The organism is Naasia sp. (genome assembly GCF_025465545.1).
Lineage (GTDB): Bacteria > Actinomycetota > Actinomycetes > Actinomycetales > Microbacteriaceae > Naasia.
The window spans coordinates 68,574-93,362 of record NZ_JAODMK010000001.1 but is presented as its reverse complement, the minus strand read 5'-3'; the positions used below and the strand labels follow the sequence as shown (position 1 = coordinate 93,362).

Below are 24,789 nucleotides of genomic sequence, written 5' to 3'. Positions count from 1 at the left end.
GAATGCTCTCCCGGCACTGTCGCTGATCCGTGCGGGCACGCACCGACGACGGCGCAGGGGAGGCCCCCGTCAGGAGTGTCGGGGCTTCCTTGCGGGGCCCTCGCGGCGGGCCCCTGCTGCGCCACGGTCGGGGCGCAGCTGGATGAGCTTCCCGCTGATCCGCGTGCCGCTCAGCTTGTTGAGCACCTCGTCGGAGAGGTCGGCAGGGAGCTCGACCAGGGAGAAGTCGGGGCGGATGTCGATGCCTCCGAAGTCGTCCCGGGTGAGGCCACCCTCGTTGGCGAGTGCGCCCACGATCTGGCGGGGTTCGACCATCTGGCGCTTGCCCACCTCGATGCGATACGTGGCGAGGGTCGAGCTGGAGGGTCGGTTGCGCCGCTCCGGGCGCTCTCCGTCGTCGCGACGATCGCTGTCGCCGCGCGGGGCTCGAGTGCCGCGGTCGCGGTCGCCCCGGTCGCGGTCCCCGCGGTCCGGCCGCTCGCGGTCGTCGAAGCGCTGCTTGCGCTCATCCTCCGGGGAGAGCAGCAGCGGCGTCTCACCCTGGGCGACGACGGCGAGTGCGGCCGCGACGTCGGCCTCGGGAACGTCGTGGTGCTCGACGTAGTGGCCGATGATGTCGCGGAACCGCGCGATCCGCTCGCTCTGCTCGAGGGCGGCCGTGATCTGGTCGTCGAAGCGGCTGAGCCGGGTGGCGTTGACGTCCTCGGCGGTGGGCAGCTGCATCTGCTTGAGCGGCTGACGCGTGGCCTTCTCGATGGCGGTGAGCATGCGGCGCTCGCGCGGGGTGACGAAGCTGATCGCGTCGCCCGACCGGCCGGCGCGGCCCGTGCGCCCGATGCGGTGCACGTACGACTCGGTGTCGATGGGAAGGTCGTAGTTGACCACATGGCTGATGCGGTCCACGTCGAGTCCGCGCGCCGCCACGTCGGTGGCGACGAGGATGTCGAGCTTGCCGGACTTCAGCTGATTGACCGTCTTCTCGCGCTGCGCCTGCACGACGTCGCCGCTGATGGCTGCCGCGGTGTAGCCGCGGGCGCGCAGCTTCTCGGCGAGCGTCTCGGTCTCGTTCTTGGTGCGGACGAAGACGATCATGCCCTCGAAGTTCTCCACCTCGAGGATGCGGGTGAGGGCATCCACCTTCTGCGGGTAGGACACCACGAGGTAGCGCTGGGTGGTGTTCGCCGAGGTCGTCGTCTTGTTCTTGACGGTGATCTCTTCTGCGTCGTGCAGGTACTTGGTGGAGATGCGGCGGATCTGCGCAGGCATCGTCGCCGAGAACAGGGCGACCTGCTTGTCGGCCGGCGTGTCGGCGAGGATCGTCTCGACATCCTCGGCGAAGCCCATCTTGAGCATCTCGTCGGCCTCGTCGAGCACCAGATACTTGAGGTGCGTGAGATCGAGAGTGCCCTTGTCGAGGTGGTCCATAATGCGGCCCGGGGTCCCGACGACGACGTGCACCCCGCGCCGCAGCGCGGACAGCTGGGTGCCGTAGCCCTGGCCGCCGTAGACCGGCAGCACCCGCACGCCGCGGAGATGCGCGGCGTACTTCTCGAACGCCTCGCAGACCTGCAGGGCCAGCTCGCGGGTGGGTGCCAGCACGAGGGCCTGGGGCGTGGTCTGGGAGACGTCGAGGCGGGAGAGGATCGGCAGTGCGAAGGCTGCCGTCTTGCCCGTGCCGGTCTGCGCCAGGCCGACGACGTCGCGTCCGGCGAGGAGCGGCGGGATGGTGGCCGCCTGGATTGCGGACGGGGTCTCGTAGCCGACGTCCTTCAGCGCTTTGAGCACCGAGTCGGAGAGACCGAGGTCGGCGAAGGACTGGAGGGCGGGTGCTTCCGCCTCATCATGGGCGGCGGACTCGGAAGATGACACCTTCCAACGGTACCCGCCCTGGTGCCTGCCGTGTTTCCGCGCCCCAGGATCGGCCGTCGCCCTCCGCGGGGAAAAGCTCGGGCGGCACCGCGCAGGACGAGTTCCTAGACTTCCGCCCGTGAGTGCGTGGAACGAGCGGAGCGGCATCGGCAGCGCAACCGGCGCCGCCGCACCCGGCGCAGCCGCACGTGCGGCGGAGGTGCTCGCCGCGGTCCGGCACGACCCGGCTCTGCTGTCGCGCTTCGTGAGTCTCCACCCCGGGACGCTCGACGCCCTTTCCGCCTTGCACTGGGTGGCGACGGGGGAGGGTCGCGCGGTCTTCGAGCGGCGGGAGGAGGTGCAGCGGGATCAGGCCGTCGCATACGGACGTCATGCGACCGAGACGGACCGCAGGGCCGCTCGCGCACGGCTGAGCGCACTCGAGCGGGACATCGCGGCCGACCGTGACGCGGTCTCCCGGGCAGTCGATGCCTTCCTCCTGACCCGCGACCCGCCGTCCGAGGACGGGGGCGGCCGCTCCGGGGGCGACGATCCGGTCGGCGACGCGGGTCCGCTGCGGCGACGCTTTCCCCGCGCACCGGTGGCCGGGGTGCTCGCGGCCGCGCTCCTCGCTGCGCTGGCCCTTCCCGCCCTGCGGCCAGGCCAGCAGGGGGACTCGATGGCCGTGTTCGACCGCGCGCAGACCGCGGAGGACCGAGGGGACCCCAGCCTGTTCCGCCACCTGCTGGTCGCGAACGACCTCATCGACCGCACGGAGGCCGCCTGGGTGGAGGCCCAGCAGGACATCCGGCTGCTCGGCAGCAGCCGAGGGGTCAGCGTGTACGCGGGGCAGGTTCCCGGCGGCCTGATCTGCGTCGCTACGGTCCGGGATGCGGCGGCCGCGAGCGGCACCTGCGTGACCGAGCACGCCTTCCGCGACCGCGGCGTGCAGGTCGACAGCTACGAGCTCCCCGATCCGGACGATCCCGGTCTGCAGGGCGTCATCCACTTCTCCTGGGGACCGCAGGGCGGTCTCACCGCGGAGTACGCCCTCCGTGCGGTCACCAGCGACGCCTGAGCCCCCGGCGGCCGGCGGCGGCTGAGCGCCGAGTCCGAGGTGCAGGTCTGACCCCGCTTTGGGGCGCCGCGGCGCGGCCGGGTCGCCGCGCGCCTCCCCGTGCCGAGCGGATGCCACTGCAACCGTGACTCATGCAGGTTCTTGAGACTCCCGCACAGCGCTACGACCGGCTTCTGCTCGGCGGCATCCTCGCCTTCACGGGCGATGGCCTCGCCCAGTGGTGCTTCGCATGCCGCACCCAGGTGGTGCAGCCGCACCCTCCCGAGATCACCCATGAGGCGATCGACTCGCTCGCGGACAGCTACATGCGGCACTGCGGTGAATGCTTCCTGCAGCGGCACGGCCAGAGGCTGTGAGCGACCGCCCCCGGCAGCGGACTCGGAGGCTCACTCCGACGGCAGAGGGCCCTGCTCGCCGAGGCCCGGGGCCGCGTCGCCGGAGGCCTTGCGGGTGGCATCGAGCAGCTCGGTGAGCTCGTCGCGGATGCTCTGCAGGAACTCGACCGGCAGGCCCAGCCGCTGCACGACCGCGCCGGGAACCGCCTCGGCAGCCGCCCTCAGGGTGCGGCCGCTGTCGGTGAGGCCCACGCTCAGCTCGCGCTCGTTGTCCGGGTTCCGCACCCGCGTCACGTGCCCCGCAGCCTCGAGCCGGCGCAGCAGCGGCGTCAGCGTGGCGGACTCCAGGTACAGCGCGTCGGCGATGTTCCGGACGGTCCGCGGGCTCCGCTCCCACAGCGCGAGCATCACGAGGTACTGCGGGTGAGTGAGCCCCAGCGGTTCCAGGATGGGCCGGTAGAGGCCCACCACGCTCCGGCTGGTGGCCGCGAGCGCGAAGCACACCTGGCGGTCCAGGGCGAGGAGATCGGCCACGATCTCATGATACGACGACCGTTAGTGCGCTAACTGCTGTCGGTGCTCGGCCAGCACCGTTGTGGTCTCTCGCCCAGCAGGCAGAATTCGCTCCAGCAGGCGGAAGGCCGGTCTGGGAGGCCACTCTCGCGAGGAATGCCTGCTGAGCGACAGGGCGCGGGCACCCGGCGGCGCGGGCCACCCGGCGAGGCCGGCCACCCGGGCGGGGTCGGTCTAGACGCCGCCGACGATCACGTGGGCGCCGCCCGCCGCCCCGTCGGTCGTGCGTGCGACCGCCACCACGAGGGCGCCGTAGGGACCGATCCAGGCGCTCAGCGGCTCGGCGGGCGCCGGGACCGACGCTTCCGCCCGGAAGCTCGTGCCCTCCCGGAGCACCTCCACCGGTCGTCCGTCGACCGAGACCGTCAGAGACTCGAGCCGGCCGCCGCCCTCGACGCTGCCGGACACCCAGACCGTCACCAGGCCGTCCTCGCCTGCCTCGGACACCGAGGCGCTGAGGGCCACCTCGGGCGCGTCGCCGTCGCCCACCTCGCGCTCCGGCAGCCCGTGCAGTGCCGGCGTCCGCGGGGGAGCCGCGCGCCGGGCTCCCGACGCCTCGAAGGCGCTCGCGTAGCGGAGCAGGTCGGAGTCCCGGTAGGCGGCGGCGGCGAAGGTGAGCCCGACCGGCATGCCGATGTCGCTCATCCGGCCCATGGTCACGGTGACCGTGGGGATGCCGAGGCGGCGCACCATCACGTTGCCCGTCGCGACCCGCACGCCGTTGCGGAGCGCGATGTCGTTGGCCGCCACGTCCCGGTCCGCGTTGGCGGGCGCCACATCGACGGCGGTCGGGAAGACGAGACCGTCGAGGCCGAGCGAGTCCAGCCAGTCCTCGAAGTCCACCCGGCGCACCTCCTCGAGCCCCCGCACGGTCCACTCCAGGTCGGGGATGTCGTCGAGGCCGATCGGCCCGACCTCCTGGGCCCGCGCGATGAGCTTCTCGTTCCGGTCCTGATCGTCGAACCGGTCCGGCAGCTCTCCGGAGGCGACGGGGAACACCAGGCGCCCGTCCACCTGGTCGAGGCCCGACAGCTGCGGGTCGCCGTTGCGGCGGAGGAAGTCCTCCCACGAGTACCGCTCGAGCGAGTCCACCTCGTCCTCGAGGTAGGTGGGCGGAAGGATGCCCCGCGAGACCGCGTTCCGGGCGCCGGGCCGGTCCTCCTCGTCGTTGGACAGGGCGGGGAAGTCCACGTCGACGATGGTCGCGCCGAGCGCCTCCAGGTCGCGCCGGGCCGAGCTCCAGAGTTCCAGCACTGAGGGCCGCGGCACGATCGGGTCCCGCTGCTCCGGATCCTCGCCGAGGAACATCCGGGGAACGCCGAGGCGCACGCCGGACAGGGCGCCGGAGTCGGCGAGCCCCCGATAGTCGCCGGGCCGCACATCGCTCGGCCGCGGCAGCTCCACGTATGGCTGCACCCGCCAGAAGTCCCCGCTGGGGTCGGCGTCGTCCGCCACGATCACCTCGAGCACCTCGAGCAGGTCCGCGACGCTTCGGGTGTGCGGCACGGCCACATCGAGGGAGGGGCAGAGCGGCCAGAGGCCGCGCACCGAGAGGATCCCGCGCGAGGGCGTGTAGGCGACGAGTCCGCTGTTCGATGCGGGCGCGCGCCCCGACGACCACGTCTCCGAGCCGAGCCCGAACGCGGCGAAGCTCGCGGCGGTCGACGTGCCCGAGCCGTTGGAGGAGCCGGACACCCAGGCGGCGGCGAGGAAGTCGCCGTTGTACGGGCTCTCGGCGCGGCCGTAGAGGCCACGCTGCATTCCCCCGTCGGCCATGGGGGGCATGTTCGTCAGCCCGATCAGCACGGCCCCCGCGGCCCGGAGCCGGGACACGAGGAACGAGTCCTGGCGTGCGACGAGCGTCTCGAATGCGGGGGAGCCGCTCGTCAGCGGCATGCCCGCCACGGCGTAGCTCGCCTTCACGGTGTAGGGGATCCCGTCCAGCGGACCGCGCGTCGCGCCTCGGCGGCGGCGCTCGTCGGAGGCGGCCGCATCGGCGAACGCGTGGGGGGAGAGCACCGGGATCGAGTTGAGGCGGATGCCCCTGCGGTCGTAGACGCCGATCCGATCCAGCGACGCGGCCACGAGCTCAACGCTCGTCACCGTGCGGTCGTCGAGCGCATGCCGGAGCTCCGCGATGGAGGCCTCCACGATCGACAGGAGTGAGCGTTCGGTCTGCTCGGCCATCGCGTCCCTTCAGTGCTGCCCGCCGTGGGGGGGAGGCCCACACTATCGGCACCCGGATGAGCGGCCCCCGGAGGCGTGCCCCTCCAACTGGGCCTGAACTGGGGCTCCCACCAGCCTTTATCGTTGCCGCGGGGGAAAGTCGTGGAGTCAAGCAATCGGAAGTCTCGCTCGGGGCGGTCCGCGGCACGCACCGTGTCGGCGGGGATCGCCGCGCTCGCCGTGGTGCTCTCCGCGCTGGTCGCCACGCCCGCACTCGCCGACGCATCGGAGAGCGAGTACCTCGTCTCCGTGACCGGCGACGCGACCGACTTCCGGTCCACGATCGCCGCGGCCGGCGGAACCGTCGAGGACGTCTACGACAGGCTCGACGTGCTGGCCGTGACCCTCCCGGACGTCGCAGCGGAGGCACTCGACCGCCGCCGTGACATGCTCCTCGAGCCCAACCTTCCCATCACCGCGCTCGCCGTGCCCTCCTACGGCATCGACCGCCTCGACCAGCGGGATCTGCCGCTCTCCGGGACCTACACCGCGCCGGCCGGCACTCGTGGCCTGGGCGTCGACGTGTACGTCGTGGACACCGGCATCCGAGCCGATCACGGCCAGTTCTCCGGGCGGGTGGCCGCCGGCTACAACGCCGTTGAGGACGGGCGGACCGCCACCGACTGCAACGGTCACGGCACGCACGTGGCGGGGACCATCGCGGGCACGACCGTCGGCGTGGCGCCCGAGGCGCGGCTGATCCCTGTGCGGGTCCTCAACTGCTCCGGCTCCACCAGCACCGGATTCGAGGTGCTGGACGGCCTGGAGTGGGTCGTGGCGAACCACCAGGCGGGCGCGCCGGCCGTGCTCAACATGAGCATCGGCGGCCCCGTGAGCCACTGGTTCAACGACGCGGTCGCCGCCGCCGTCGCGGACGGCATCACCGTGGTCGCCGCAGCCGGCAACGAGAACTCGGATGCCTGCCGCACCTCGCCCGCGAGCGCGCCCGACGCCCTGACCGTGGCCGCCGCGAGCCCGACCGACGCTCGCGCGTCCTATTCGAACTGGGGCACCTGCGTCGACGTCTTCGCACCCGGCGGCGACTACTCCAAGCCGATCTACTCGGCGTCCACGGGAAGCACGACCGGACTCGCCGGGATGATCGGCACGTCGATGGCGGCACCGCACGTCGCCGGGGTCGCCGCGCGCTACCTCTCGCAGTTCCCGCGGGCCACGCCGGCAGAGGTGGCGACCGCGCTGCTCGGCGCGGCCACGCCGGCGAGGATCTCCGACGTCGGCCCTGGCACTCCCAACCTCTTGATCTTCGCCGATCCGGCGGGCTTCGCGCCGCCCGCGCCGCCCTCAGCCCCGACCGGACTCACCGCCGTGCCGTCCGGCGGAAACGTGCTCGTCACCTGGGACGCGGTGTCCTCCCCGGACGCTCCCGTCACGGACTACACGGTCAGCATGTCCGGGCCGCCCGCCGCGGGAGGACCGCTGTCCCGATCCGCGGGCACCGCCACCCGCCTGCTCTTCCCCGGGGTCGGGAGCCTCCCGCGCAGCTTCACCGTGCGCGCCACGAACCCGGGCGGCACCTCCGCAGAGAGTGCGCCGAGTCGCGTCGTTGCCGCAGCTCCCCTCGCACTGTCCCTCGGGCCCGTTCCCATCCTGCGCGGAATCCCGGCCGTCGGCGAGACGCTGACCATGTCCATCGGGACCTGGGGACCCGGATCGGTCACGGGCACCTTCCAGTGGAGGCGCTCGGGCGCCGTCATCCCCGGTGCCACCGGCCGGACGTACACGCTCTCCGCCGCGGACGCCGGACGATCGATCAGCGTCACGGTCATCGCGAGCAAGCCGGGCTACGCGTCAGCCGCCCGCAGGAGCGCCGAGGTCGCGATCGGCCGGGTGCTGACCGCGACACCTCGGCCGACCATCTCGGGGACGGCAGTCGTGGGCAGGACCCTGTCCGCCGCCGCCGGCGCCTGGGCGCCCGCAGCGGTCGCGATCCGCTACGAGTGGCGACGAGACGGCGTCGCGATCACGGGCGCCACCGCCTCCACCTACAGGGTCCGCTCCGCTGATGCCGGCAGGACGATCACCGTCACGGTGACGGGCTCCAAGTCGGGCTACACCGCCGTCTCCAGGACCAGTTCGGGGAAGAAGGCGGCCACGCGCTGACCCGCGCCCCCGCTCGCACGCCCCCGGAATTCTGTGGCCTGCGCCGCGGTTGCACTGGCTCACGCCCCTGCATCCGCACGCCCGCGCACCGCAAGGTGGTCGGAATGATCGCCGACGCAGGGGAAAATGGGTGCGGCGCGCCGAAAGAACCTGCGCGCCGGCAAGTCGACAGGAGCCGTGTGGACGGGAACGCAACGTGGAGACATCACAACGTGTCGCTGCTTTCGGTGGCGAGCACGGTTGCTCCACGAGTCACGACCTCTGAGCAGATCGACAACCGGCTCCGTCCGGTGCTCCGTCGCCTGCGGCTGCCCGAGGGGCTGCTCCAGCGCGTCGCCGGGATCTACGAGCGGCGCAACTGGGGCAGCGAGCAGCAGTTCGACGACGCCGCCATCGACGCGGGACGGCGGGCCCTGCGCGAGGCCGGAGTCGCCCCCGAGTCCGTCGGCCTGCTGATCAACACCTCCGTCACCCGCAAGCACCTCGAGCCGTCGGTCGCCGTCCGCCTGCACCACGGGCTCGGCCTGCCGTCGTCGGCGATCAACTTCGACATCGCCAACGCCTGTCTCGGCTTCGTCAACGGCATGAGCCTCGCCGCCCAGATGATCGACTCGGGCCAGATCGACTATGCGGTCGTCATCGACGGCGAGGATGCGGACGAGATCCAGGCCAACACCATCGAGCGGCTGACCCGCGAGGACATCGGCCGCGCCGACTTCATGAGCGAGTTCGCGAGCCTCACCCTCGGCTCCGGCGCGGCGGCCGCGGTGCTCGGGCGCACCGACCGGCACCCCGACGGTCACCGCCTCGTCGGCGGGGTGACGCGGGCCGCCACCCAGTTCAACGAGCTCTGCGTCGGCAGCGTCGACGGCATGTTCACCGACGCCAAGGCGCTCCTGAAGGGCGGCATGGAGCTCGTCGTGTCCGCCTGGAAGGAAGCCACCCGCGACTGGAAGTGGCAGAGCATGGACCGCTACATCCTGCATCAGGTGTCGGACGTGCACACCAACGCCATCGTGAAGGCGGTCGGCCTCGATCGCGCCCGGGTCCCGCTCACCTACCCGCGCTACGGGAACGTGGGACCCGCCTCCATCCCGATGACCCTGGTGGACGAGGCCGAGAAGCTCCGCCCGGGGCATCGGGTGCTGCTGATGGGCGTCGGCTCGGGGCTCAACACCTCGATGCTGGAACTCGCCTGGTGAGCGCGGGGGAGTCGCCTTCGCGGGCGACGCCCGCCTCGCTGCCCGCCGCCGTGCCCCCTCGGGGGCTGCCCGGGCTCGATCCGGCCTTCTCCCGGCTCCTCGACGTGCCGGAGAGCGGCAGCGGCGCCGTGCGCACCTGGCACCTGCTCGACAACGGTCCCGCCCTCGCCGCGCTCGGCACGACCGCGGTCGGCACGATCGTCGCGGTGCACGGCAATCCCACCTGGTCCTACCTCTGGCGTCGGCTGCTCTCCGCCGCGGTCGAGCAGGCCGCGGCAGGCGGCGATGCCTGGCGGGTGATCGCTCCGGACCAGCTCGAGATGGGCTTCTCGGAGCGCACCGGCACGGTCCGCCCGCTCGCCCGGCGGGTGAGGGACCTCGGTGACCTCACGGATGCCCTGCAGCTGGAGGACCCGGTCGTCTCTCTGGGTCACGACTGGGGCGGGGTCGTCGCCCTCGGCTGGGCAGTCGACCACCCCGACCTGCTTGCGGCGGTCCTGTCCCTGAACACCGCCGTGCACCAGCCGGAGGGGTACCCGATCCCCGCGCCGCTGCGCCTCGCCCTCCGGCCCGGCGTGCTCGACCTGGCCACCCGCAGCACTCCCGCCTTCCTGGAGACCACTCTCGCGCTCGCCTCGCCGGCGCTCGGCCCCGACGTCAAGGACGCGTTCCGTGCCCCGTACCGGGAGCCGGCCCGGCGGAGCGGGATCCGGGACTTCGTCGCGGACATCCCGGTCGACGAGCGCCACCCGAGCCGGCCGGAGCTCCAGCGCATCGCGGAGGGGGCGCGTGCGCTCGGCGTTCCATCCCTCCTGCTCTGGGGGCCGAAGGACCCGATCTTCAGCGACCGCTACCTGGACGACCTGTCCGATCGCCTCGGCGGCGACGTGCACCGCTTCACCGGCGCCGGACACCTCGTCGCCGAGGACGCCGACTATGCCGAGGCGGCCCTCTCCTGGCTGTCCAGGAAGGGACCGACCGCGGCCGAGGTGGCGCAGCCGGGTGAGGCAGCGACGCCGGCCGAGGGTGACGCAGCGGACGATCCCGAGGTTGTCTCGCCGCCCCTCTGGAGCCGCCTCGACGAGCTGCGCGAGAGCGACGACGTCGCCCTGGTCGAGCTCGCACCGTCCGGACGCGCCGAGCCGCGGACGGTCTCCTGGCGGCTGCTCTCCCGCCGGGTCCGGCAGCTCGCCGCTGGCCTGGTGCGCTCCGGCGTGCGCCCGGGCGATCGGGTGTCGCTCCTCGTGCCGCCGGGAGCCGACCTCACGGCCGCCCTCTACGCCTGCCTGCGGATCGGCGCGGTGGTCGTGGTCGCCGACGCCGGGCTCGGCCTCCGAGGGCTCAGCCGTGCGGTGGTCGGCACCTGGCCCGATCACATCATCGGCGCCCGGCCCGGACTGGCCGCCGCACGCGCCCTCGGCTGGCCCGGACAGCGCATCTCCACCGGTGAGCTCTCGGCGCCTCTGCGGCGCGCCCTCGGCGTCTCCGCCACCTTCGGCGAGCTCCTCGAGCTGGGGCGCGACGAGATCCTGGCTGCCGAGCCGTCCGCCGAGGACATCGCGGCGATCCTCTTCACCTCGGGCTCCACCGGGCCCGCGAAAGGCGTGGTCTACACCCACGGCCGGCTCCAGGCCCTCCGGGACGTGCTCGCCGTGCACTACGGCGTGGGCGTCGGCACCGGCCTGGTCGCGGGCTTCGCGCCTTTCGCCCTGCTCGGTCCCGCGCTCGGCGCCCGCTCGGCGACGCCCGACATGGACGTCACCGCGCCCGCAACGCTCACCGCGCCGGCCGTCGCGGCGGCGGTCGCCGCCGTGGACGCCACGGTCGTGTTCCTCTCGCCGGCCGCCGTCGCGAACGTCGTGGCGACCTCGAAGTCGCTGACCCCGGCGGACCGCACCGCGCTCACGGGGGTCCGCACCGTCCTGTCGGCAGGCGCTCCCGTCGACCGGGGGCTGCTCGAGGGCATCGCCCGGCTGATGCCCAACGCCACCGCATCGACCCCCTACGGCATGACCGAGGGCCTGCTGCTGACCGACATCACGCTCGACGAGCTCCGCTCGGTCGGCGACGGCCCCGGAGTCTGCGTGGGCACACCCATCCCCGGCGTGCGCATCGCCGTCGCTCCACTCGACGACCGGGGAGTCCCGTCGGCGACCGCCACAGCCCGGCCCGGCGCTCCGGGCGAGATCGTGGTGTCGGCCGCGCACCTGAAGCGCGGCTACTCCCGTCTCTGGGTCACCGATCGCGACGCCGACTTCCGCTTCCCCGACGGCGCCCGCGGGCACCGCACCGGCGACGTCGGGTCGTTCGACCACGGGGGGCGGCTCTGGATCGAAGGCCGACTGGTGCACGTCCTCAGCACGGCCGACGGCGTCCTCACCCCGGTGGCGCCCGAGCAGCGGATCGGGCGGGTGCCGGGCGTGCGTCGCGCCGGCCTCGCGGGCGTCGGCCCGCTGGGCACTCAGCAGGCGGTGGCGGTCGTCGAGACGGAGCCCGCCACTCGCCGGCCCGCCCTCGCCGCACCGCAGCTCGCCGCCCGCGTGCGGGAGGCTGCCGGCGTCCCGCTCGCCGCGGTCCTCGCCGTGCCGCGCCTGCCCACCGACATCCGGCACAACTCGAAGATCGACCGTGCCCGGCTCTCGCGCTGGGCGGAGCGCGTGCTCTCGGGGAAGCGGATGACGGCGCCGTGAAGGTCCTCGTGACGGGGGCCAGCGGGCTCCTCGGCCGGGCGACCGCGCGGGCCCTTCTCGCCGCAGGCCACGAGGTGCGCACCCTCCAGCGTCGCCCCTCGGGGATCGCCGGGGCCGAGGACGCCCTCGGCACGCTCACGTCCGCCGCCGACGTCCGCTGCGCCGTGGCGGGGACCGACGCGATCGTGCACCTCGCCGCGAAGGTGTCGCTGGCCGGAGACCCCGCCGAGTTCGCAGCGGTCAACGTGCAGGGGACCCGTGCGGTGCTGGATGCCGCCCGGGCAGCAGGGGTGCCCCGGCTCGTCCACGTGTCCTCGCCCTCGGTGGCCCATGGTGGAAGCTCGCTCGCGGGGCAGGGCGCAGCGCCCGCCGACCCGGATCGGGCCCGCGGCGAGTACGCGCGAACGAAGGCGCGGGCGGAGCTCCTCGCCCTCGCCGCCGACTCGCCCGAGCTGCGGGTGGTCGCGGTGCGCCCGCACCTGGTGTGGGGACCCGGGGACACCCAGCTCGTGGCGCGGATCGTCGAGCGCGCCCGCAGGCGGCGCCTGCCGCTCCTCGGCTCCGGCGCCGCACTCATCGACACCACCTACGTGGACAACGCCGCGTCGGCGCTGCGGGCCGCCCTCGACCGCGTCGACGACGTGCACGGGCGCGCCTACGTGGTCACCAACGGGGAGCCGCGCCCGGTCGCCGAGATGCTCGCGGGCATCTGCGCGGCGGCCGGAGTCCCGGCGCCGGCCTGGAGCGTGCCTCCGGGCCTCGCCCGGTTCGCGGGCTCGCTCGTCGAAGCCGCCTGGCGCGTGCGCCCCGGCGCCGACGAGCCGCCGATGACCCGATTCCTGGCCGAGCAGCTCTCCACGGCGCACTGGTTCGACCAGCGGCTCACCCGGCGGGACCTGCGCTGGGCGCCCGCCGTCGATCTCGACGAGGGCCTCCGCCGGCTCGCCGCCTCCTACGCGTCGAGCTGATCCCTCAGCTCCGCTCGGAGGAGCGCCCCGGCTCGGAGGATGCCGAGCCGAGGAGCCGCTCGATCTCCCGGCGGTCCCGCTTGGTCGGCCTGCCGCTTCCTCGGTCGCGCACCATGCCGAGGGCGACCTCGGTGCGCGGCGGGGGAGGGGGCGTCCGATCCTCGACCGCCTCCGCGGCGACCGCGGCGCCGACCCGCTTCCGCAGCAGGGCCCGGACCACGAGGATGTGCTCGCGGTCGGTCCGCGCCCGGACCTCGTCGCCGACCCGCACCTGAGCGGCGGCCTTCACCCGGTCCCCGTTGATCCGCACGTGCCCAGCCCGGCAGGCGGCCGTCGCGATCGAGCGCGTCGTGAAGACCCGGACGGCCCACAGCCACACGTCCACCCGCACCGGTTCGGTCACCCCTCGAGACTACGGCGCGCCCGCGCCGCCGCCCTCGCGCGTGCGCGACTGCCTCGCCGTGCGCCGCTCGGGGCGCCCCGCCTCCAACCGGAGCGCAACTGCGGTATAGACGTAGGCATGGACGGAACGAGTACCGCCCCGGGACGGCGCCGGGCACCCCTCGTCCGCGCGGCCATCCGCACGGCGCAGCTCGTCAGCCGCATCGACCTGACGGCGGGCACCGTGGTGCTCGCCTGCCTCGCGGCCATCGTCCTGCTCGCCGTCGAGACCCCGATCGCCGTCCGCGTCTACGACGTGCCGCTCATCGTCGCGTTCGCCCTCGCCGGCCTGCACGTCGGCGCCCTGCCCCTCGCAGTCCTCCGCCCCACTCTGGCGACCCTGATCTCTCTCGCCGCGACCCTCGGCCTGCAGACCCTCGGCTCGAGACTGGAGGCGGGACCGTGGCCGTGGTGGGTCGTGCTGCTCATCACCCAGACCCTCGTGGTGTTCCTCGTCGCGCTGCGCGCCGTCTGGCAGGTCTCGATCGCCGGCTGGCTCGCCAGCGTGGTCCTCTCCACGCTCGTCGCCGTCGCGCTGCACCCCGCCAGCACCGACGAGGTGTCCGCCAACCTGGTGATCTACGTCTCGATCTCCGGCGGAGCGCTGATCGTCGGCATCATCCTCGGCCAGTGGCAGCTGATCCGCCGTCAGCTGCTGCGGGAGCGCGAGGTGAGCGCCGAGGAGTACTCGCGGCGCACGCTGGCGGAGGACCGGGCGCGCATCGCCCGCGAGCTGCACGACGTGGTGGCGCACAGCATGTCGATGATCAACATCCAGGCGAGCACCGCGCGCTACCGCAACCCGGACATCGACGAGCGCTCGGTGGAGGAGTTCGAGGAGATCGCCGCCTCCTCCCGGCAGGCGCTCCGCGAGATGCGTGGGCTGCTCGGGGTCCTGCGCACGACGGAGGGGCCCAGGGAGCTCGATCCGCAGCCGGGGCTCGAGAGGATCCCCGAGCTGATCGACCAGGCGGCCCGCGCCGGGATGCAGGTGACCCTGGACTCGGCGCCGGAGCTGGGCGAGGAGATGACCGAGGTCGTCGGCCTCGCCGCGTACCGCATCGTTCAGGAGGCCCTGACCAACGCCTCCCGGCACGCGGCGGGGACCGCGGTCACGGTGCGCTGCGAGCGAGCGGGAGACGACCTCGTGTTGACTGTGCAGAACACGACGCCTTCCTCGACCGGGGGCACCAGCGGATCGAGGCTCGGGTTGATCGGGATGACGGAGCGCGCCGCGAGCGTCGGCGGAACGGTGACCGCGGGCGATGCGCCCGACGGCGGCTTCCTGGTCCGCGCCGTCCTGCCCCTGCACGGCGTGCCCGACATCGGTGACCAGCCGTGAGCGTGCGGGTGGTGATCGCCGACGACCAGGCCATGGTCCGGGCGGGGTTCGCCGCGCTGCTCGGCGCCCAGGAGGGCATCGACGTCGTCGGCGAGGCGCGCGACGGCGAGGAGGCGGTGGAGGTGGTGCGGGAGCTCGCGCCCGACGTCGTGCTCATGGACGTGCGCATGCCGGTCCTCGACGGCATCGAGGCCACGAGGAGGATCGCCGAGTACGACACCTCGGTCCGCGTGATCATGCTCACCACCTTCGACATCGACGACTACGTGTTCGCGGCCATCCGGGCGGGGGCGAGCGGGTTCCTGCTGAAGGATGCCCTGCCCGCCGAGCTCGTCACGGCCGTGCGGGTCGTGGCCCGCGGCGACGCCCTGCTCGCGCCGAGCGTCACCCGGCGGATGATCGAGCGCTTCGCCACGGTGCCCGCCGTGCGCCGGCCGGCTCCGGAGGTGCTGGCGGGACTGACGGACCGCGAGCGCGAGGTGCTCGTGCAGGTGGCCAGCGGCAAGACGAACCTCGAGATCGCGCACACCCTGTTCATCGCCGAGCAGACCGTGAAGACCCACGTGAGCCGGGTGCTGGGCAAGCTCGGCGTGCGCGACCGCGCCCAGGCGGTCGTCGTCGCGTACGAGTCCGGTCTCGTCGTCCCCTCCGCTCAGGACTGAGACGAGGGGGTGACAGGGCGGCCTCCGTCGGGCCCAGCTCGCGGCCCCCTACGGGGGTATCACTACGACGGCACCGGGGAGTGACGCGGCCTTCGCTTTGCGAACGTACTGTCGAAAACATGACCAGCACCACCACTCCCGGGTTCCGCACCACCGTTCCTCGCCGCACCCGGCCGGGCGGCGCGCAGGCGGCCCACGCGAGCGACTACACCGCCCTGGCCAACGAGATCAAGGCCGCCGGCCTGCTCGAGCGCCGGCCCCTCTGGTATGCCGTCCGCTGCCTGGTCCTCGCGGCCGCCGTGGCGCTCGGCTTCGTGCTGCTGTTCACGCTCGGTCAGACCTGGTGGCAGCTGCTGGTCGCCGTCTACTTCTCCATCGTCTTCACCCAGGTCGCCTTCCTGTCGCACGATGCCGCGCACCGGCAGATGTTCGAGTCGGGCAAGCGCAACGAGTGGTTCTCCCGCATCGTCGGCAACTCGCTCGTGGGCCTCAGCTACGGCTGGTGGATGAACAAGCACTCCCGTCACCACGCCAACCCGAACAAGGTCGGCAAGGACAACGACATCACGCCGGGCGCCATCGCCTTCACCAAGGAGGATGCCGAGCAGCGCACCGGCGCCGCCCGCTGGATCACCCGCAAGCAGGGCTACTTCTTCATCCCGATCCTGCTGCTGGCCGGCATCGACCTGCACGTCAACGCGGTCAAGCTCGTTCTCGGCAAGGAGCCGCTGAAGCACCGTGCCGTCGAGGCCAGCCTCCTCGCCCTGCGCCTCATCGGCTTCCCGGTGCTCGTCTTCCTCGCGCTCGGTCCCCTCCTCGGTGCCGTGTTCATGCTCGTCCAGCTCTTCTCGTTCGGGCTCTACATGGCCGGGAGCTTCGCCCCCAACCACAAGGGCATGATGATCATCGGCGAGGACGTCAACATCGACTTCCTCCGCCGCCAGGTGCTCACCTCGCGCAACATCAGCGGCTCGTGGGTCATCCCCACCGCGATGGGCGGCCTCAACTACCAGGTGGAGCACCACCTGTTCCCCAACATGCCGAGCGTCAACCTCCGCAAGGCCCGCCCGATCGTGATGGCGTACTGCGAGAAGCTCGACGTGCCATACACGGAGACCAAGCTGCTCGACTCCTACCGGATCATCGTGCGGTACATCCACAAGGTGGGCATCGGCGCGGCCGACCCGTTCGACTGCCCGCTCGCCGCCGCCTACCGCACGGTGTAGCGCCCCTGTCCGCTCGCCGGCCCTGACGAGCGCGGAGCGCGGCCCGCCGTTCGGCAGGCCGAGCGAGAGGGCGTCGGACGCCCCGTCCGACAAGCCGGAGAGCGCGATCCGATCCGATCCACTCCGGGTCGAGGGCGACGCGGTCGACGACGAGGCCCCGAGCCCGGTGGACCGCGGCCACGTCCGGACCGAACCGGCCGAGCACCGCATCCCAGGTGGACGAGGCGGAGCCGGGCGCGAGGAGGAACCCCCTTGCGGCTCGAGGCGGCCGCTGTCGGGCCGCGCTCGTAGCATGGAAGCCGCGCGGCCGGGCGCCTGGGGAGGGAGCTCGGTGGCACTGTGGATCGGCGACGGTCCCGTCCGGATCGGACGTGACGAATGGGTGCTGATGCGGGACGAGCCGCGCGTTCCTGCCGCTGTGGTGAGGCTCATCGACCGCGGGGGACCGGATGAGCACTACCGCGTGGTGTCCTTCGACCTCGACCCGGCCCGGCGGCGGCTCATCGGCCGCTACACGTCCCTCGAGGCCGCGGATCGCTCCGTCCTGTTCTCCCCGCCCGGGCCGTATCGGCAGGGCGTGTACGGCGGCCCGCCGAACGGCCGCGCCGCAGCAGACAGGGGCTGATGGGGAGGGGAAACCCGCATGCAAACCCGGTTGACGGAAGGCCTACGATGGGGGAACGTGAAGAGCAGAGGTCGCGGCCTCGCGCCCCTGCCGCTCTGGTGGTTGCGATCGATCGAGGGGCAATCATGGGAAAGCTGACGTATGACTCCACTCTGGTTGTGGACTTCGATGACAGGGTTCTCGCACATCTGCAGATCGTGATCGGCGCGAAGCTGCGCCGGAACGAGTCGTTCTACTTCTCCTGGCGGGACGACTCGCAGATCGGCGACGGGCGCTCGGTCATCTGGCTGCACCCGGCCATTCCGATCTTCTACAAGTTCTACGGCGGCCGTCCGCCGGCGATCAACCGCGCCTGGATCGACGACCTGATGACGGCGGCGAACTCGGCGGCCGGTCTGCGACTCGTGCCGGAGCCCGCAGAGCCGGGCAAGAAGGAGTCCGACGATGGGCAGTAGGGTCTACGTCTACTACGGCGGTCGCGAATACTCGGTGGCGGGCGAGCGCATCGATGAGGTCCGCGCCCAGATCGAGTCGGTGCTCGCGTCGGGGACGCCCGGCTGGCTCGAGGTCAACGTGGGCGAGGGACTGCCGAACGCGGCTCAGCTCCTGATCACGCCCGGGGTTCCGCTCGAGCTGCACCAGGTGACCGCCCCATCGGAGGCGGAACTGGATCACGCGACCGTGGGACGGCGCTGACCCGCCGGCAGGCTCTGCCTGAAGCGACTCGCCAAGCGACCGACCGCACCGACGACTGACCTACCGGCCCTGTCACCGACCGGCCCTGGCCGTCCTGCTGCCGCGCCCGCCCGAACGCCCTGCTCGGCAGGGGTCAGGCGGCGAGGGAGCCGACCGAGAGGCTGCGCTGAAGCGCCCGCTTCGCGTCCTCGAACGTGCGGAAGGCGGCCCAGCCCTCGCTGGGAGCGTTCCAGCTCACCAGGAAGTACTGGGGGGTGCGCTCGACCCGGGCGAACACGCGCGCGCCGTTTCCTGGGGCGATGCGGCTGTCGCCCACCCGCCATTCGGTGTCGCTGACCGCGACCAGTTCGAGGATGTCGGTGCCGGGCGCGTCGCGAATCGTCATGCCCTCACCGAACCATCCGGCAGGACGCCGAGACCAGGGATTGACGCCGGGGGCGTCTGCGAGAAGGCATCGACGGCGGGCGCCCCCGTCCGGTCGCGGGCGATCCGCATTGCGGCGGTCAGCGGTTGCCGGCGTGTGCCGGGCCGATCTCCTCCGCAGCGCGGGCTAGGAGCTCGACCGGCGATTCCGAGCGGGGCCGAGGAGCAGGCGTGCGCCGATCCCGGCGGCGAGCACGGCGATGCCGGTCAGCAGCGCCGGCAGGGGGACGGTCGCGACGAGCAGCAGGCAGCCGATCGCGCCTCCTGCCGCGAGGAGCCGAGGGTATCGGCGGGCCGCGGGTGCCTGGCGGAGGGCGGACAGGTTGGCGACGAAGTAGTAGAGGAGCACCCCGAAGGACGAGAACCCGATCGCGGTGCGAAGATCCGTCAGGGCGACCAGGAGGCACGCCGCGATCCCGACGGCGAGCTGCGCGCGGCGGGGCACGCCCGAGCCGGGATGCACGTGGGCGAGCAGGCGGGGAAGGTCGGCTTCGCGGGCCATCGCGAGCATCGTGCGGCTGATCCCGGCCGTGAGCGCCAGCAGTGCCCCCAGTGCCGCGGCGGCCGCTCCGATGCCGACGGCGACGGCCGCTCCTGGCCACCCGCTCCGTTCCGCCAGCTCGGCGAGGGGGGCCGCCGAGGCGCTGAGCCGGTCGACGCCGAGACCGCCGAGGAGCGCCACCGCGACCAGCAGGTAGAGCAGGAGGGCGCCGGCGAAGGCGATCCCGATGGCCCGGGGGATGGTCTTCGCCGGATCGCGCACCTCCTCGCCGAGGGTCGCGATCCTGGCGTAGCCTGCGAAGGCGAAGAAGAGCAGGCCGGCGGCCTGCAGGATCCCGTACGGGCTGCCCTGCAGCGCCGACTCGGCCGCCGCGCCCGGGCGCCAGCTCGCGAAGCCGGCCGCGACGGCGACGATCAGGGCCGCGACCGCCACGCTCACGATCGCCCGGGCGGCGCTCGCGGTGCGGGTGATGCCGAGGCAGTTCACGAGAGTCAGGACGGCGACGGCCGCGATGCCGAACGGGCGCTCCCAGCCCCCTGGGGCGACGTAGGCCCCGAAGGCGGTGGCCATCGCCGCGCAGCTCGCGGTCTTGCCGATCACGAAGCTCCAGCCGGCCAGGAACCCCCACCATGGCCCGAGTTCGGTGCGGCCGTAGGCGTAGGCTCCACCGGCCACGGGGTGCGCTGCCGCGAGCTGGGCCGTGGAGGTCGCGTTGCAGAACGCGACTGCGGCGGCCAGCAGCAGGGCGAGCAGCAGGGCGCTCCCGGCCGCTGCGGCGGCCGGGGCGAAGACCGTGAAGACGCCAGCCCCGATCATCGAGGCGAGTCCGAGCACCACCGCGTCGGCGGTGCCCAGCCGACGGGAGAGGGAGGCGGTCGTCACGTCAGACGGTGCCGGCTCAGACCGTCCGCAGGATCGCGGCGACGGAGTCGAGCGATCCGGGGACGAGGCGGTAATAGGCCCAGGTGCCGCGCTTGGACCGGGTGAGGAAGCCGGCGTCCACCAGCACCTTGAGGTGGTGCGACACGGTCGGCTGCGCGAGGCCGAGCGGCTCGGTCAGATCGCACACGCACGCCTCCTGGTCCGCGTGGGCAGCCACCAGGGACACGAGGCGCAGCCGTGCCGGGTCGGCGAGCGCCTTGAGGGCGCGGGCCAGCCCCTCGGCAGCTGAGGCGGGCATCGCCGCGCGGGTGAGCGGCGCGCAGCAGGCCGTCACATCGGTGAGGGGGAGCAGTTCCGCGACGGGCATGTTCTCAGTGTGCCGCAAACATTGACGGACGTCGATGAACGAGGGAATACTCGATGCATCGAGCCCTGTCGATGAATGAGGAAGGCCCCATGACCGACTCCCGTCCCACCGTCCTGTTCGTCTGCGTCCACAATGCCGGACGGTCCCAGATGGCGGCAGGCTTCACCGCCGCCCTGTCCGAGCAGGGAGTCCGGGTGCTCTCGGCCGGCAGCGAACCCGCCGATCGGGTGAACCCCGTCGCGGTCGCCGCCATGGCGGAGGAGGGCATCGACATCGCCGGCAAGCAGCCGGAGCTCCTCACCGTCGACGCGGTCCGCGAATCCGATGTCGTCATCACCATGGGCTGCGGCGACGTGTGCCCGGTCTTCCCCGGCACGCGCTACGAGGACTGGGAGCTCCCGGATCCGGCCGGGCTCGGGATCGACGAGGTCCGCCCGATCCGCGACGCCATCCGCGACCGCGTTGCGGCGCTCCTTGCCGGCCTCGTGCCCGGCGAGGTGGCACGGTGACGCTGTCCCTGCTCGACAGCCCCGTGGTCCGCGCGCCCCGCGTCGTCCGGGGGCTTCCCGTCGCCGTGATCGGCGCCGGACCCGTGGGGCTGGCCGCGGCGGCGCATCTGCTCGAGCGCGGCCTTGAGGTCGTGGTCCTCGAGGCCGGGGCTTCGGCGGGATCGGCCATGCACGCGTGGGGCCACGTGCGACTCTTCTCCCCGTGGCGCTCGGTGGTCGACGCCGCCGCCGAGCGTCTGCTCGCGGAGCAGGGCTGGCGCGCCCCGGACCGGGAGGCTCTGCCCACGGGGAGGGACGTCGCGGAGCAGTATCTGGCCCCCCTCGCCGACGCCGCGCCGCTCCGACCCCGCATCCGCTACGGGACCGCGGTCACCGCAGTCACCCGGCAGGGCCTCGACCGGACGAGGACCAGAGGGCGCGCCGCCGCGCCGTTCCTGCTCCGCCTCCGCACCGGGTCCGGCGACGAGGAGCTGCTCGCCGGAGCGGTCATCGATGCCTCCGGCACCACGACATCGCCGAGTCCTGTCACGGCGAGCGGACTGCCGCCGCTCTCCGCGGCCGGGGACCGGCTCGTCTCGGGCATCCCGGACGTCCTCGGCGTCGACCGCCGCCGCTTCGCCGGCCGCCGGGTGGCGGTCGTCGGATCCGGCCACACCGCCGCCCACCTCCTCCTCGCGCTCGACGAGCTGTCGCGGCTGGAGCCCGGCACCGAGGCGGTCTGGGTCCTGCGCAGCGCCGACTCCGACCGGCTCTACGGATCGGCGGAGGACGAGCTGACGGCACGCGCGTCGCTCGGCTCGGCGGTCCGCGAGCTGGTCGAGAAGGGCCGGGTGAGGAGGATCGCCGGCTTCGCCGTGTCCGACGTGGTGCACACCTCCGACGGGGTTCGGCTCGTCAGCAGCGCCGGGGACATCATCGAGGCCGACATCGCGGTCACCGCCACCGGATTCCGTCCCGAGCTCGGCATTCTGCGCGAGCTGCGCCTGGCCCTCGACGACGTGGTCGAGGCGCCGGTGCACCTGGCCCCCCTCATCGATCCGGAACTGCACAGCTGCGGAACCGTGCCGGCCCACGGGGCGGCCGAGCTCGCCCACCCGGAGCCCGGCTTCTACCTCGCGGGCATGAAGAGCTACGGCCGGGCGCCCACCTTCCTTCTCCTGACCGGCTATGAGCAGGTGCGGTCGATCGCGGCAGAGCTGGCAGGGGACGACGAGGCCGCCCGGAGGGTGGAGCTGGTGCTTCCCGAGACCGGGGGGTGCTCGGCGAAGGGCCCGGACTCTCCCTGCTGCTGATCCCCGCGGACGCCCCAGTTCCCCGAGTTTTCGCGGAGACCGAACGCCCCCGTCGGGGAGCATGTGCTTGACTGAATCGGGATGAGCGGGGGTCGGAAGTGAGCACAGTGCAGAGCCAGGCCGAGGCGTCCCTGCACGGCCGCTACCGGCTGGGCGCCGCGCTCGGGCACGGCGGGATGGCGGCCGTCTACGAGGCCCGCGACGAGCTCCTCGGCAGGGACGTGGCCATCAAGGTCTTCCGCTCCAGCGGGCTGACCGACGACGAGGTCCGGCGTCAGCGCACGGAGGTGAAGCTCCTCGCCGGCCTCTCGCATCACAGCGTCGTGACGCTGCTCGACGCGGGGGTGGATCTCGACGACGACGGCACACCGCGGATCTACCTCGTCATGGAGCTCGTGCGCGGACTCGACCTCAAACAGCGCATCGCGGAGGGTCCGGTCTCACTCCTCGAGGCGGCGGAGATCGGCTGCGACCTCGCCGACGGGCTCGAGTACATGCACGGCGTCGGGGTCGTGCACCGCGACATCACTCCTGCGAACATCCTTCTCGGTGAGCCGGGGACGGGCCGTCAGGCGCGGGCCAAGCTGACCGACTTCGGCATCGCCGAGGTCGAAGGGCGCGTGCCGGGACCCACTGAGCTGATGACGGGAACCGCGGCCTATCTCAGTCCGGAGCAGGCGCGCCGCGAGCCGGTCGCGCCGGCCAGCGACGTGTACTCGCTCGGGCTGGTCCTGCTCGAAGCCCTCACCGGGGTCGTCGCCTTCCCCGGGGCGACGCGGGTCGAGTCGGCGCTGCGCAGACTCACCGAGGACCCGGAGGTGCCCGAGTTCCTCCCCGAGCACTGGCGAGCCCTGCTCCGAGCGATGACCGCCCGCGACCAGGCGGACCGGCCCACCGTGCCCGAGCTGCTGCTGGCCTTCCGCCAGGCGGCGAAGGAGGAGAGCGGCCGGCACCGGGATGCCGAGCCGACGGCGGATCGGACCTCGGAGGACACCCGGCTCACTGCCGCCCGGCAGTACGAGGTGCTCGACTCTCGAACCGACGAGACCTTCGACCTGCTGACCGCCCTCGCGGCGCGCGTCCTCAGCGCTCCGGTGTCGATGGTCAGCCTCCTCGACGAGGACCGGGTCTGGTCCGCGGCTCGTCCCGGCGTCGACGTCGGGGAGCTCTCCCGCGAGGCCGGCCGTCGTGCGGCCGCGCTCCTGCGGACGTCGCCGTGGATCATCGAGGACATGCGCACCGACCCGAGGGCGGCGAGGAATCCGCTGGTCGCGGGCGACTTCGGCGTGCAGTTCTACGCGGGGGTGCCGCTGCGCACCTCGGAGGGACGCATCATCGGGACGCTCTGCGTGCTCGACTTCACGTCCCGGACGATCTCGCCGGACGAGATCCAGACCCTCGAGGACCTCGCCGCGATGGTGCGGAACGAGGTCGAGCTGCGGGCAGCGGCCATCCCGCTCCCCGTCGCCGCCGCCTGACCCGCGCGAGCGCCGTGGGGGGCCTCAGGCCTCGATCGGCGTGAGCACGAAGACCGGGATCAGCCGCTCGGTGCGCTTCTGGTAGTCCGCGTACGGCGGATACGCCTGCACGGACCGGGCCCACCACACGTCGCGCTCCTCCGCGGAGACCTCGCGGGCGAGGTAGTCGCGCTTGACTGGCCCGTCCTGCAGCTCGACATGGGGATGGGCGATGAGGTTGTAGTACCACACCGGGTGCTCGGGGGCTCCGCCCTTGGAGGCGACCACGGCATATTCGCCCTCGTGCTCCACCCGCATGAGCGGCGTCTTCCGGAGCTTCCCGGAGCGTGCGCCGATCGTGCTGAGGACGATGATCGGCCGCCCGGCCAGCAGCCCGCCCTCCGCTCCGCCCGTGCGCTCGAAGAGCTCGGCCTGCTCGCGGGCCCAGTCGGAGGTGCTCGGTGCGTACTCGGCGTCCAGGGGCATGGGAGAGGGAACCGCCGACCGGTCGGGATCATTCCCCGGCCGGCTCGCGAGGATGCGCACGCGCGGAGCCCCGCCGGCGGCGCAGCGCCCGGGACAGCCGATACGGCGGGAGCTCGTCCGGCCAGTGCAGCACGATCGTGTGCAGGCCACGCCGGAATCGCCGCGCCAGCGCGACGCGGTCGAAGAAGGGCCGGGCGGAGATGCCGACCACGAGGCCGGGGGAGAAGCGCAGCCGCGTCCGCGTGCCGAGGTGCACGCTGAGGTCGAGGTCGTCGTGCACCTCGGGGTCGAGACGGTGCACGTCCTCGCGCACGGACCGCCACGCGCTGCTCCGCATCCCGAGGTTGGAGCCGAACAGCGGGGCGTGGCCCAGGGCGACGCCGCACGCGACCACATAGGCGCCCAGGTAGAGCGCGCTGAACGGGCGCGACAGGCGGCGCAGCGGCGCGGGGAGGTCGTAGAAGCGGCCGGGGCCGGACAGTGCGCCCAGTCGAGGATCGCGGAAGGCGTCGACCACCCGCTCGATCCAGTCGGGGGGCAGGCGGGTGTCGGCGTCGATCCGCAGGATCAGTTCCTCGGTGACCGCGTCGTAGCCCGTCGCTGCGACGACCGGGATCCCCGGACGGAGCTCGGCAAGGACGACGGCGCCGGCGCGCACGGCCACGGACCGGCTCTCGTCCGCACTCCCGTTGTCGACCACGATCACCCGGTCGGCGCGGCGGGACTGGCGCCCGAGGTCTCGCAGGCAGCGGGCCAGGGGCGTCGCATCGTCCTTCACGGGGATGACCACGGCCACCGTGACCGGGGCGCGTGCGGTCGGTTCCATGGGGTCTCCGCT

At 72.9% G+C, this 24,789-nt stretch carries 24 protein-coding genes; 15 read left to right on the top strand and 9 right to left on the bottom strand.

Annotated elements, in window-relative coordinates; all coding sequences use genetic code 11:
- Window positions 1-69 precede the first annotated feature (69 nt).
- The gene (locus tag JWR33_RS00435) at window positions 70-1,869 is read right to left on the bottom strand and encodes a DEAD/DEAH box helicase (protein WP_297408502.1); all 1,800 of its coding nucleotides are present in this window, start codon (window positions 1,867-1,869) and stop codon (window positions 70-72) included.
- 118 nt (window positions 1,870-1,987) lie between these two features.
- Here JWR33_RS00435 and JWR33_RS00430 point away from each other — a divergent pair, with 118 nt between their 5' ends.
- Window positions 1,988-2,926 (top strand): hypothetical protein, encoded by a 939-nt coding sequence (locus tag JWR33_RS00430; RefSeq protein WP_297408501.1) that lies wholly within the window; start codon window positions 1,988-1,990, stop codon window positions 2,924-2,926.
- 131 nt (window positions 2,927-3,057) lie between these two features.
- Window positions 3,058-3,282 carry a hypothetical protein gene (locus tag JWR33_RS00425; protein WP_297408500.1) on the top strand — a complete coding sequence of 75 codons (225 nt, stop codon included), beginning with the start codon at window positions 3,058-3,060 and terminating at the stop codon, window positions 3,280-3,282.
- Window positions 3,283-3,312: 30 nt separating this feature from the next.
- Here the strand turns inward: JWR33_RS00425 and JWR33_RS00420 are convergent, their stop codons facing one another.
- Both JWR33_RS00420 and JWR33_RS00415 read right to left on the bottom strand, forming a co-directional pair.
- Window positions 3,313-3,798 carry a MarR family transcriptional regulator gene (locus JWR33_RS00420; protein WP_297408527.1) on the bottom strand — a complete coding sequence of 162 codons (486 nt, stop codon included), beginning with the start codon at window positions 3,796-3,798 and terminating at the stop codon, window positions 3,313-3,315.
- 210 nt (window positions 3,799-4,008) lie between these two features.
- Complete coding sequence (locus tag JWR33_RS00415; protein ID WP_366073447.1) at window positions 4,009-6,021, bottom strand: amidase; 2,013 nt, start codon at window positions 6,019-6,021, stop codon at window positions 4,009-4,011.
- A 192-nt stretch (window positions 6,022-6,213) separates the two neighbouring features.
- Here JWR33_RS00415 and JWR33_RS00410 point away from each other — a divergent pair, with 192 nt between their 5' ends.
- From JWR33_RS00410 to JWR33_RS00395, 4 genes are all read left to right on the top strand, one after another.
- Window positions 6,214-8,181 (top strand): S8 family serine peptidase, encoded by a 1,968-nt coding sequence (locus tag JWR33_RS00410; RefSeq protein ID WP_297408499.1) that lies wholly within the window; start codon window positions 6,214-6,216, stop codon window positions 8,179-8,181.
- A gap of 179 nt (window positions 8,182-8,360) precedes the next feature.
- Window positions 8,361-9,383 (top strand): 3-oxoacyl-ACP synthase III, encoded by a 1,023-nt coding sequence (locus tag JWR33_RS00405; RefSeq protein ID WP_297408498.1) that lies wholly within the window; start codon window positions 8,361-8,363, stop codon window positions 9,381-9,383.
- The gene (locus tag JWR33_RS00400; protein ID WP_297408497.1) at window positions 9,380-12,073 is read left to right on the top strand and encodes an alpha/beta fold hydrolase; all 2,694 of its coding nucleotides are present in this window, start codon (window positions 9,380-9,382) and stop codon (window positions 12,071-12,073) included. The genes JWR33_RS00405 and JWR33_RS00400 overlap by 4 nt, the downstream gene beginning before the upstream one ends.
- Window positions 12,070-13,041 (top strand): NAD-dependent epimerase/dehydratase family protein, encoded by a 972-nt coding sequence (locus JWR33_RS00395; protein WP_297408496.1) that lies wholly within the window; start codon window positions 12,070-12,072, stop codon window positions 13,039-13,041. The genes JWR33_RS00400 and JWR33_RS00395 overlap by 4 nt, the downstream gene beginning before the upstream one ends.
- A gap of 4 nt (window positions 13,042-13,045) precedes the next feature.
- Here the strand turns inward: JWR33_RS00395 and JWR33_RS00390 are convergent, their stop codons facing one another.
- On the bottom strand, window positions 13,046-13,444 hold the full coding sequence (locus tag JWR33_RS00390; protein ID WP_297408495.1) for a S4 domain-containing protein: 399 nt from the start codon (window positions 13,442-13,444) through the stop codon (window positions 13,046-13,048).
- A 117-nt stretch (window positions 13,445-13,561) separates the two neighbouring features.
- Between JWR33_RS00390 and JWR33_RS00385 the strand changes: the two genes are divergently transcribed.
- The 6 genes from JWR33_RS00385 (at window position 13,562) to JWR33_RS00360 (ending at window position 18,033) form a co-directional block, all read left to right on the top strand.
- A complete protein-coding gene (locus JWR33_RS00385; RefSeq protein WP_297408494.1) occupies window positions 13,562-14,824 on the top strand; it encodes a sensor histidine kinase in 1,263 nt (420 codons plus the stop codon).
- The gene (locus tag JWR33_RS00380) at window positions 14,821-15,486 is read left to right on the top strand and encodes a response regulator transcription factor (protein ID WP_297408493.1); all 666 of its coding nucleotides are present in this window, start codon (window positions 14,821-14,823) and stop codon (window positions 15,484-15,486) included. Before JWR33_RS00385 ends, JWR33_RS00380 begins: the two co-directional genes overlap by 4 nt.
- Window positions 15,487-15,605: 119 nt before the next feature.
- Complete coding sequence (locus JWR33_RS00375; RefSeq protein WP_297408492.1) at window positions 15,606-16,712, top strand: acyl-CoA desaturase; 1,107 nt, start codon at window positions 15,606-15,608, stop codon at window positions 16,710-16,712.
- A gap of 331 nt (window positions 16,713-17,043) precedes the next feature.
- Window positions 17,044-17,337, top strand: coding sequence for a hypothetical protein (locus JWR33_RS00370; protein ID WP_297408491.1), 294 nt, complete (start codon window positions 17,044-17,046; stop codon window positions 17,335-17,337).
- 125 nt (window positions 17,338-17,462) lie between these two features.
- The gene (locus tag JWR33_RS00365) at window positions 17,463-17,792 is read left to right on the top strand and encodes an ATP-dependent DNA ligase (protein ID WP_297408490.1); all 330 of its coding nucleotides are present in this window, start codon (window positions 17,463-17,465) and stop codon (window positions 17,790-17,792) included.
- Window positions 17,782-18,033, top strand: coding sequence for a hypothetical protein (locus JWR33_RS00360; RefSeq protein WP_297408489.1), 252 nt, complete (start codon window positions 17,782-17,784; stop codon window positions 18,031-18,033). The genes JWR33_RS00365 and JWR33_RS00360 overlap by 11 nt, the downstream gene beginning before the upstream one ends.
- Before the next feature lie 133 nt (window positions 18,034-18,166).
- On the opposite strand, the gene JWR33_RS00355 is transcribed toward JWR33_RS00360, so the two are convergent.
- The 3 genes from JWR33_RS00355 to JWR33_RS00345 form a co-directional block, all read right to left on the bottom strand.
- Window positions 18,167-18,418, bottom strand: coding sequence for a hypothetical protein (locus JWR33_RS00355; protein ID WP_297408488.1), 252 nt, complete (start codon window positions 18,416-18,418; stop codon window positions 18,167-18,169).
- A gap of 165 nt (window positions 18,419-18,583) precedes the next feature.
- On the bottom strand, window positions 18,584-19,840 hold the full coding sequence (locus JWR33_RS00350; protein ID WP_297408487.1) for an APC family permease: 1,257 nt from the start codon (window positions 19,838-19,840) through the stop codon (window positions 18,584-18,586).
- 16 nt (window positions 19,841-19,856) lie between these two features.
- On the bottom strand, window positions 19,857-20,207 hold the full coding sequence (locus JWR33_RS00345; RefSeq protein ID WP_297408486.1) for a metalloregulator ArsR/SmtB family transcription factor: 351 nt from the start codon (window positions 20,205-20,207) through the stop codon (window positions 19,857-19,859).
- An 89-nt stretch (window positions 20,208-20,296) separates the two neighbouring features.
- Here JWR33_RS00345 and JWR33_RS00340 point away from each other — a divergent pair, with 89 nt between their 5' ends.
- The 3 genes from JWR33_RS00340 (at window position 20,297) to JWR33_RS00330 (ending at window position 23,486) form a co-directional block, all read left to right on the top strand.
- Window positions 20,297-20,716 (top strand): arsenate reductase ArsC, encoded by a 420-nt coding sequence (locus JWR33_RS00340; protein ID WP_297408485.1) that lies wholly within the window; start codon window positions 20,297-20,299, stop codon window positions 20,714-20,716.
- Entirely contained in the window at window positions 20,713-22,008 is a 1,296-nt protein-coding gene (locus JWR33_RS00335) for an NAD(P)-binding domain-containing protein (RefSeq protein ID WP_297408484.1), read from the top strand. Before JWR33_RS00340 ends, JWR33_RS00335 begins: the two co-directional genes overlap by 4 nt.
- 98 nt (window positions 22,009-22,106) lie before the next feature.
- Complete coding sequence (locus tag JWR33_RS00330; protein WP_297408483.1) at window positions 22,107-23,486, top strand: protein kinase; 1,380 nt, start codon at window positions 22,107-22,109, stop codon at window positions 23,484-23,486.
- Window positions 23,487-23,510: 24 nt separating this feature from the next.
- Here the strand turns inward: JWR33_RS00330 and JWR33_RS00325 are convergent, their stop codons facing one another.
- On the bottom strand, window positions 23,511-23,951 hold the full coding sequence (locus JWR33_RS00325) for a nitroreductase family deazaflavin-dependent oxidoreductase (RefSeq protein WP_297408482.1): 441 nt from the start codon (window positions 23,949-23,951) through the stop codon (window positions 23,511-23,513).
- Between the two features lie 28 nt (window positions 23,952-23,979).
- Window positions 23,980-24,777, bottom strand: coding sequence for a glycosyltransferase family 2 protein (locus JWR33_RS00320; RefSeq protein ID WP_297408481.1), 798 nt, complete (start codon window positions 24,775-24,777; stop codon window positions 23,980-23,982).
- Window positions 24,778-24,789 lie beyond the last annotated feature (12 nt).

What these genes read in the sequence shown, in the direction of transcription:
- JWR33_RS00425 (WP_297408500.1), top strand. Translation starts at nt 3,058, where the DNA reads ATGCAGGTTCTTGAGACTCCCGCACAGCGCTACGACCGGCTTCTGCTC.
- JWR33_RS00415 (WP_366073447.1), bottom strand. Translation starts at nt 6,021, where the DNA reads ATGGCCGAGCAGACCGAACGCTCACTCCTGTCGATCGTGGAGGCCTCC.
- JWR33_RS00385 (WP_297408494.1), top strand. Translation starts at nt 13,562, where the DNA reads ATGGACGGAACGAGTACCGCCCCGGGACGGCGCCGGGCACCCCTCGTC.
- JWR33_RS00375 (WP_297408492.1), top strand. Translation starts at nt 15,606, where the DNA reads ATGACCAGCACCACCACTCCCGGGTTCCGCACCACCGTTCCTCGCCGC.
- JWR33_RS00365 (WP_297408490.1), top strand. Translation starts at nt 17,463, where the DNA reads ATGGGAAAGCTGACGTATGACTCCACTCTGGTTGTGGACTTCGATGAC.
- JWR33_RS00360 (WP_297408489.1), top strand. Translation starts at nt 17,782, where the DNA reads ATGGGCAGTAGGGTCTACGTCTACTACGGCGGTCGCGAATACTCGGTG.
- JWR33_RS00355 (WP_297408488.1), bottom strand. Translation starts at nt 18,418, where the DNA reads ATGACGATTCGCGACGCGCCCGGCACCGACATCCTCGAACTGGTCGCG.
- JWR33_RS00345 (WP_297408486.1), bottom strand. Translation starts at nt 20,207, where the DNA reads ATGCCCGTCGCGGAACTGCTCCCCCTCACCGATGTGACGGCCTGCTGC.
- JWR33_RS00340 (WP_297408485.1), top strand. Translation starts at nt 20,297, where the DNA reads ATGACCGACTCCCGTCCCACCGTCCTGTTCGTCTGCGTCCACAATGCC.
- JWR33_RS00325 (WP_297408482.1), bottom strand. Translation starts at nt 23,951, where the DNA reads ATGCCCCTGGACGCCGAGTACGCACCGAGCACCTCCGACTGGGCCCGC.
- JWR33_RS00320 (WP_297408481.1), bottom strand. Translation starts at nt 24,777, where the DNA reads ATGGAACCGACCGCACGCGCCCCGGTCACGGTGGCCGTGGTCATCCCC.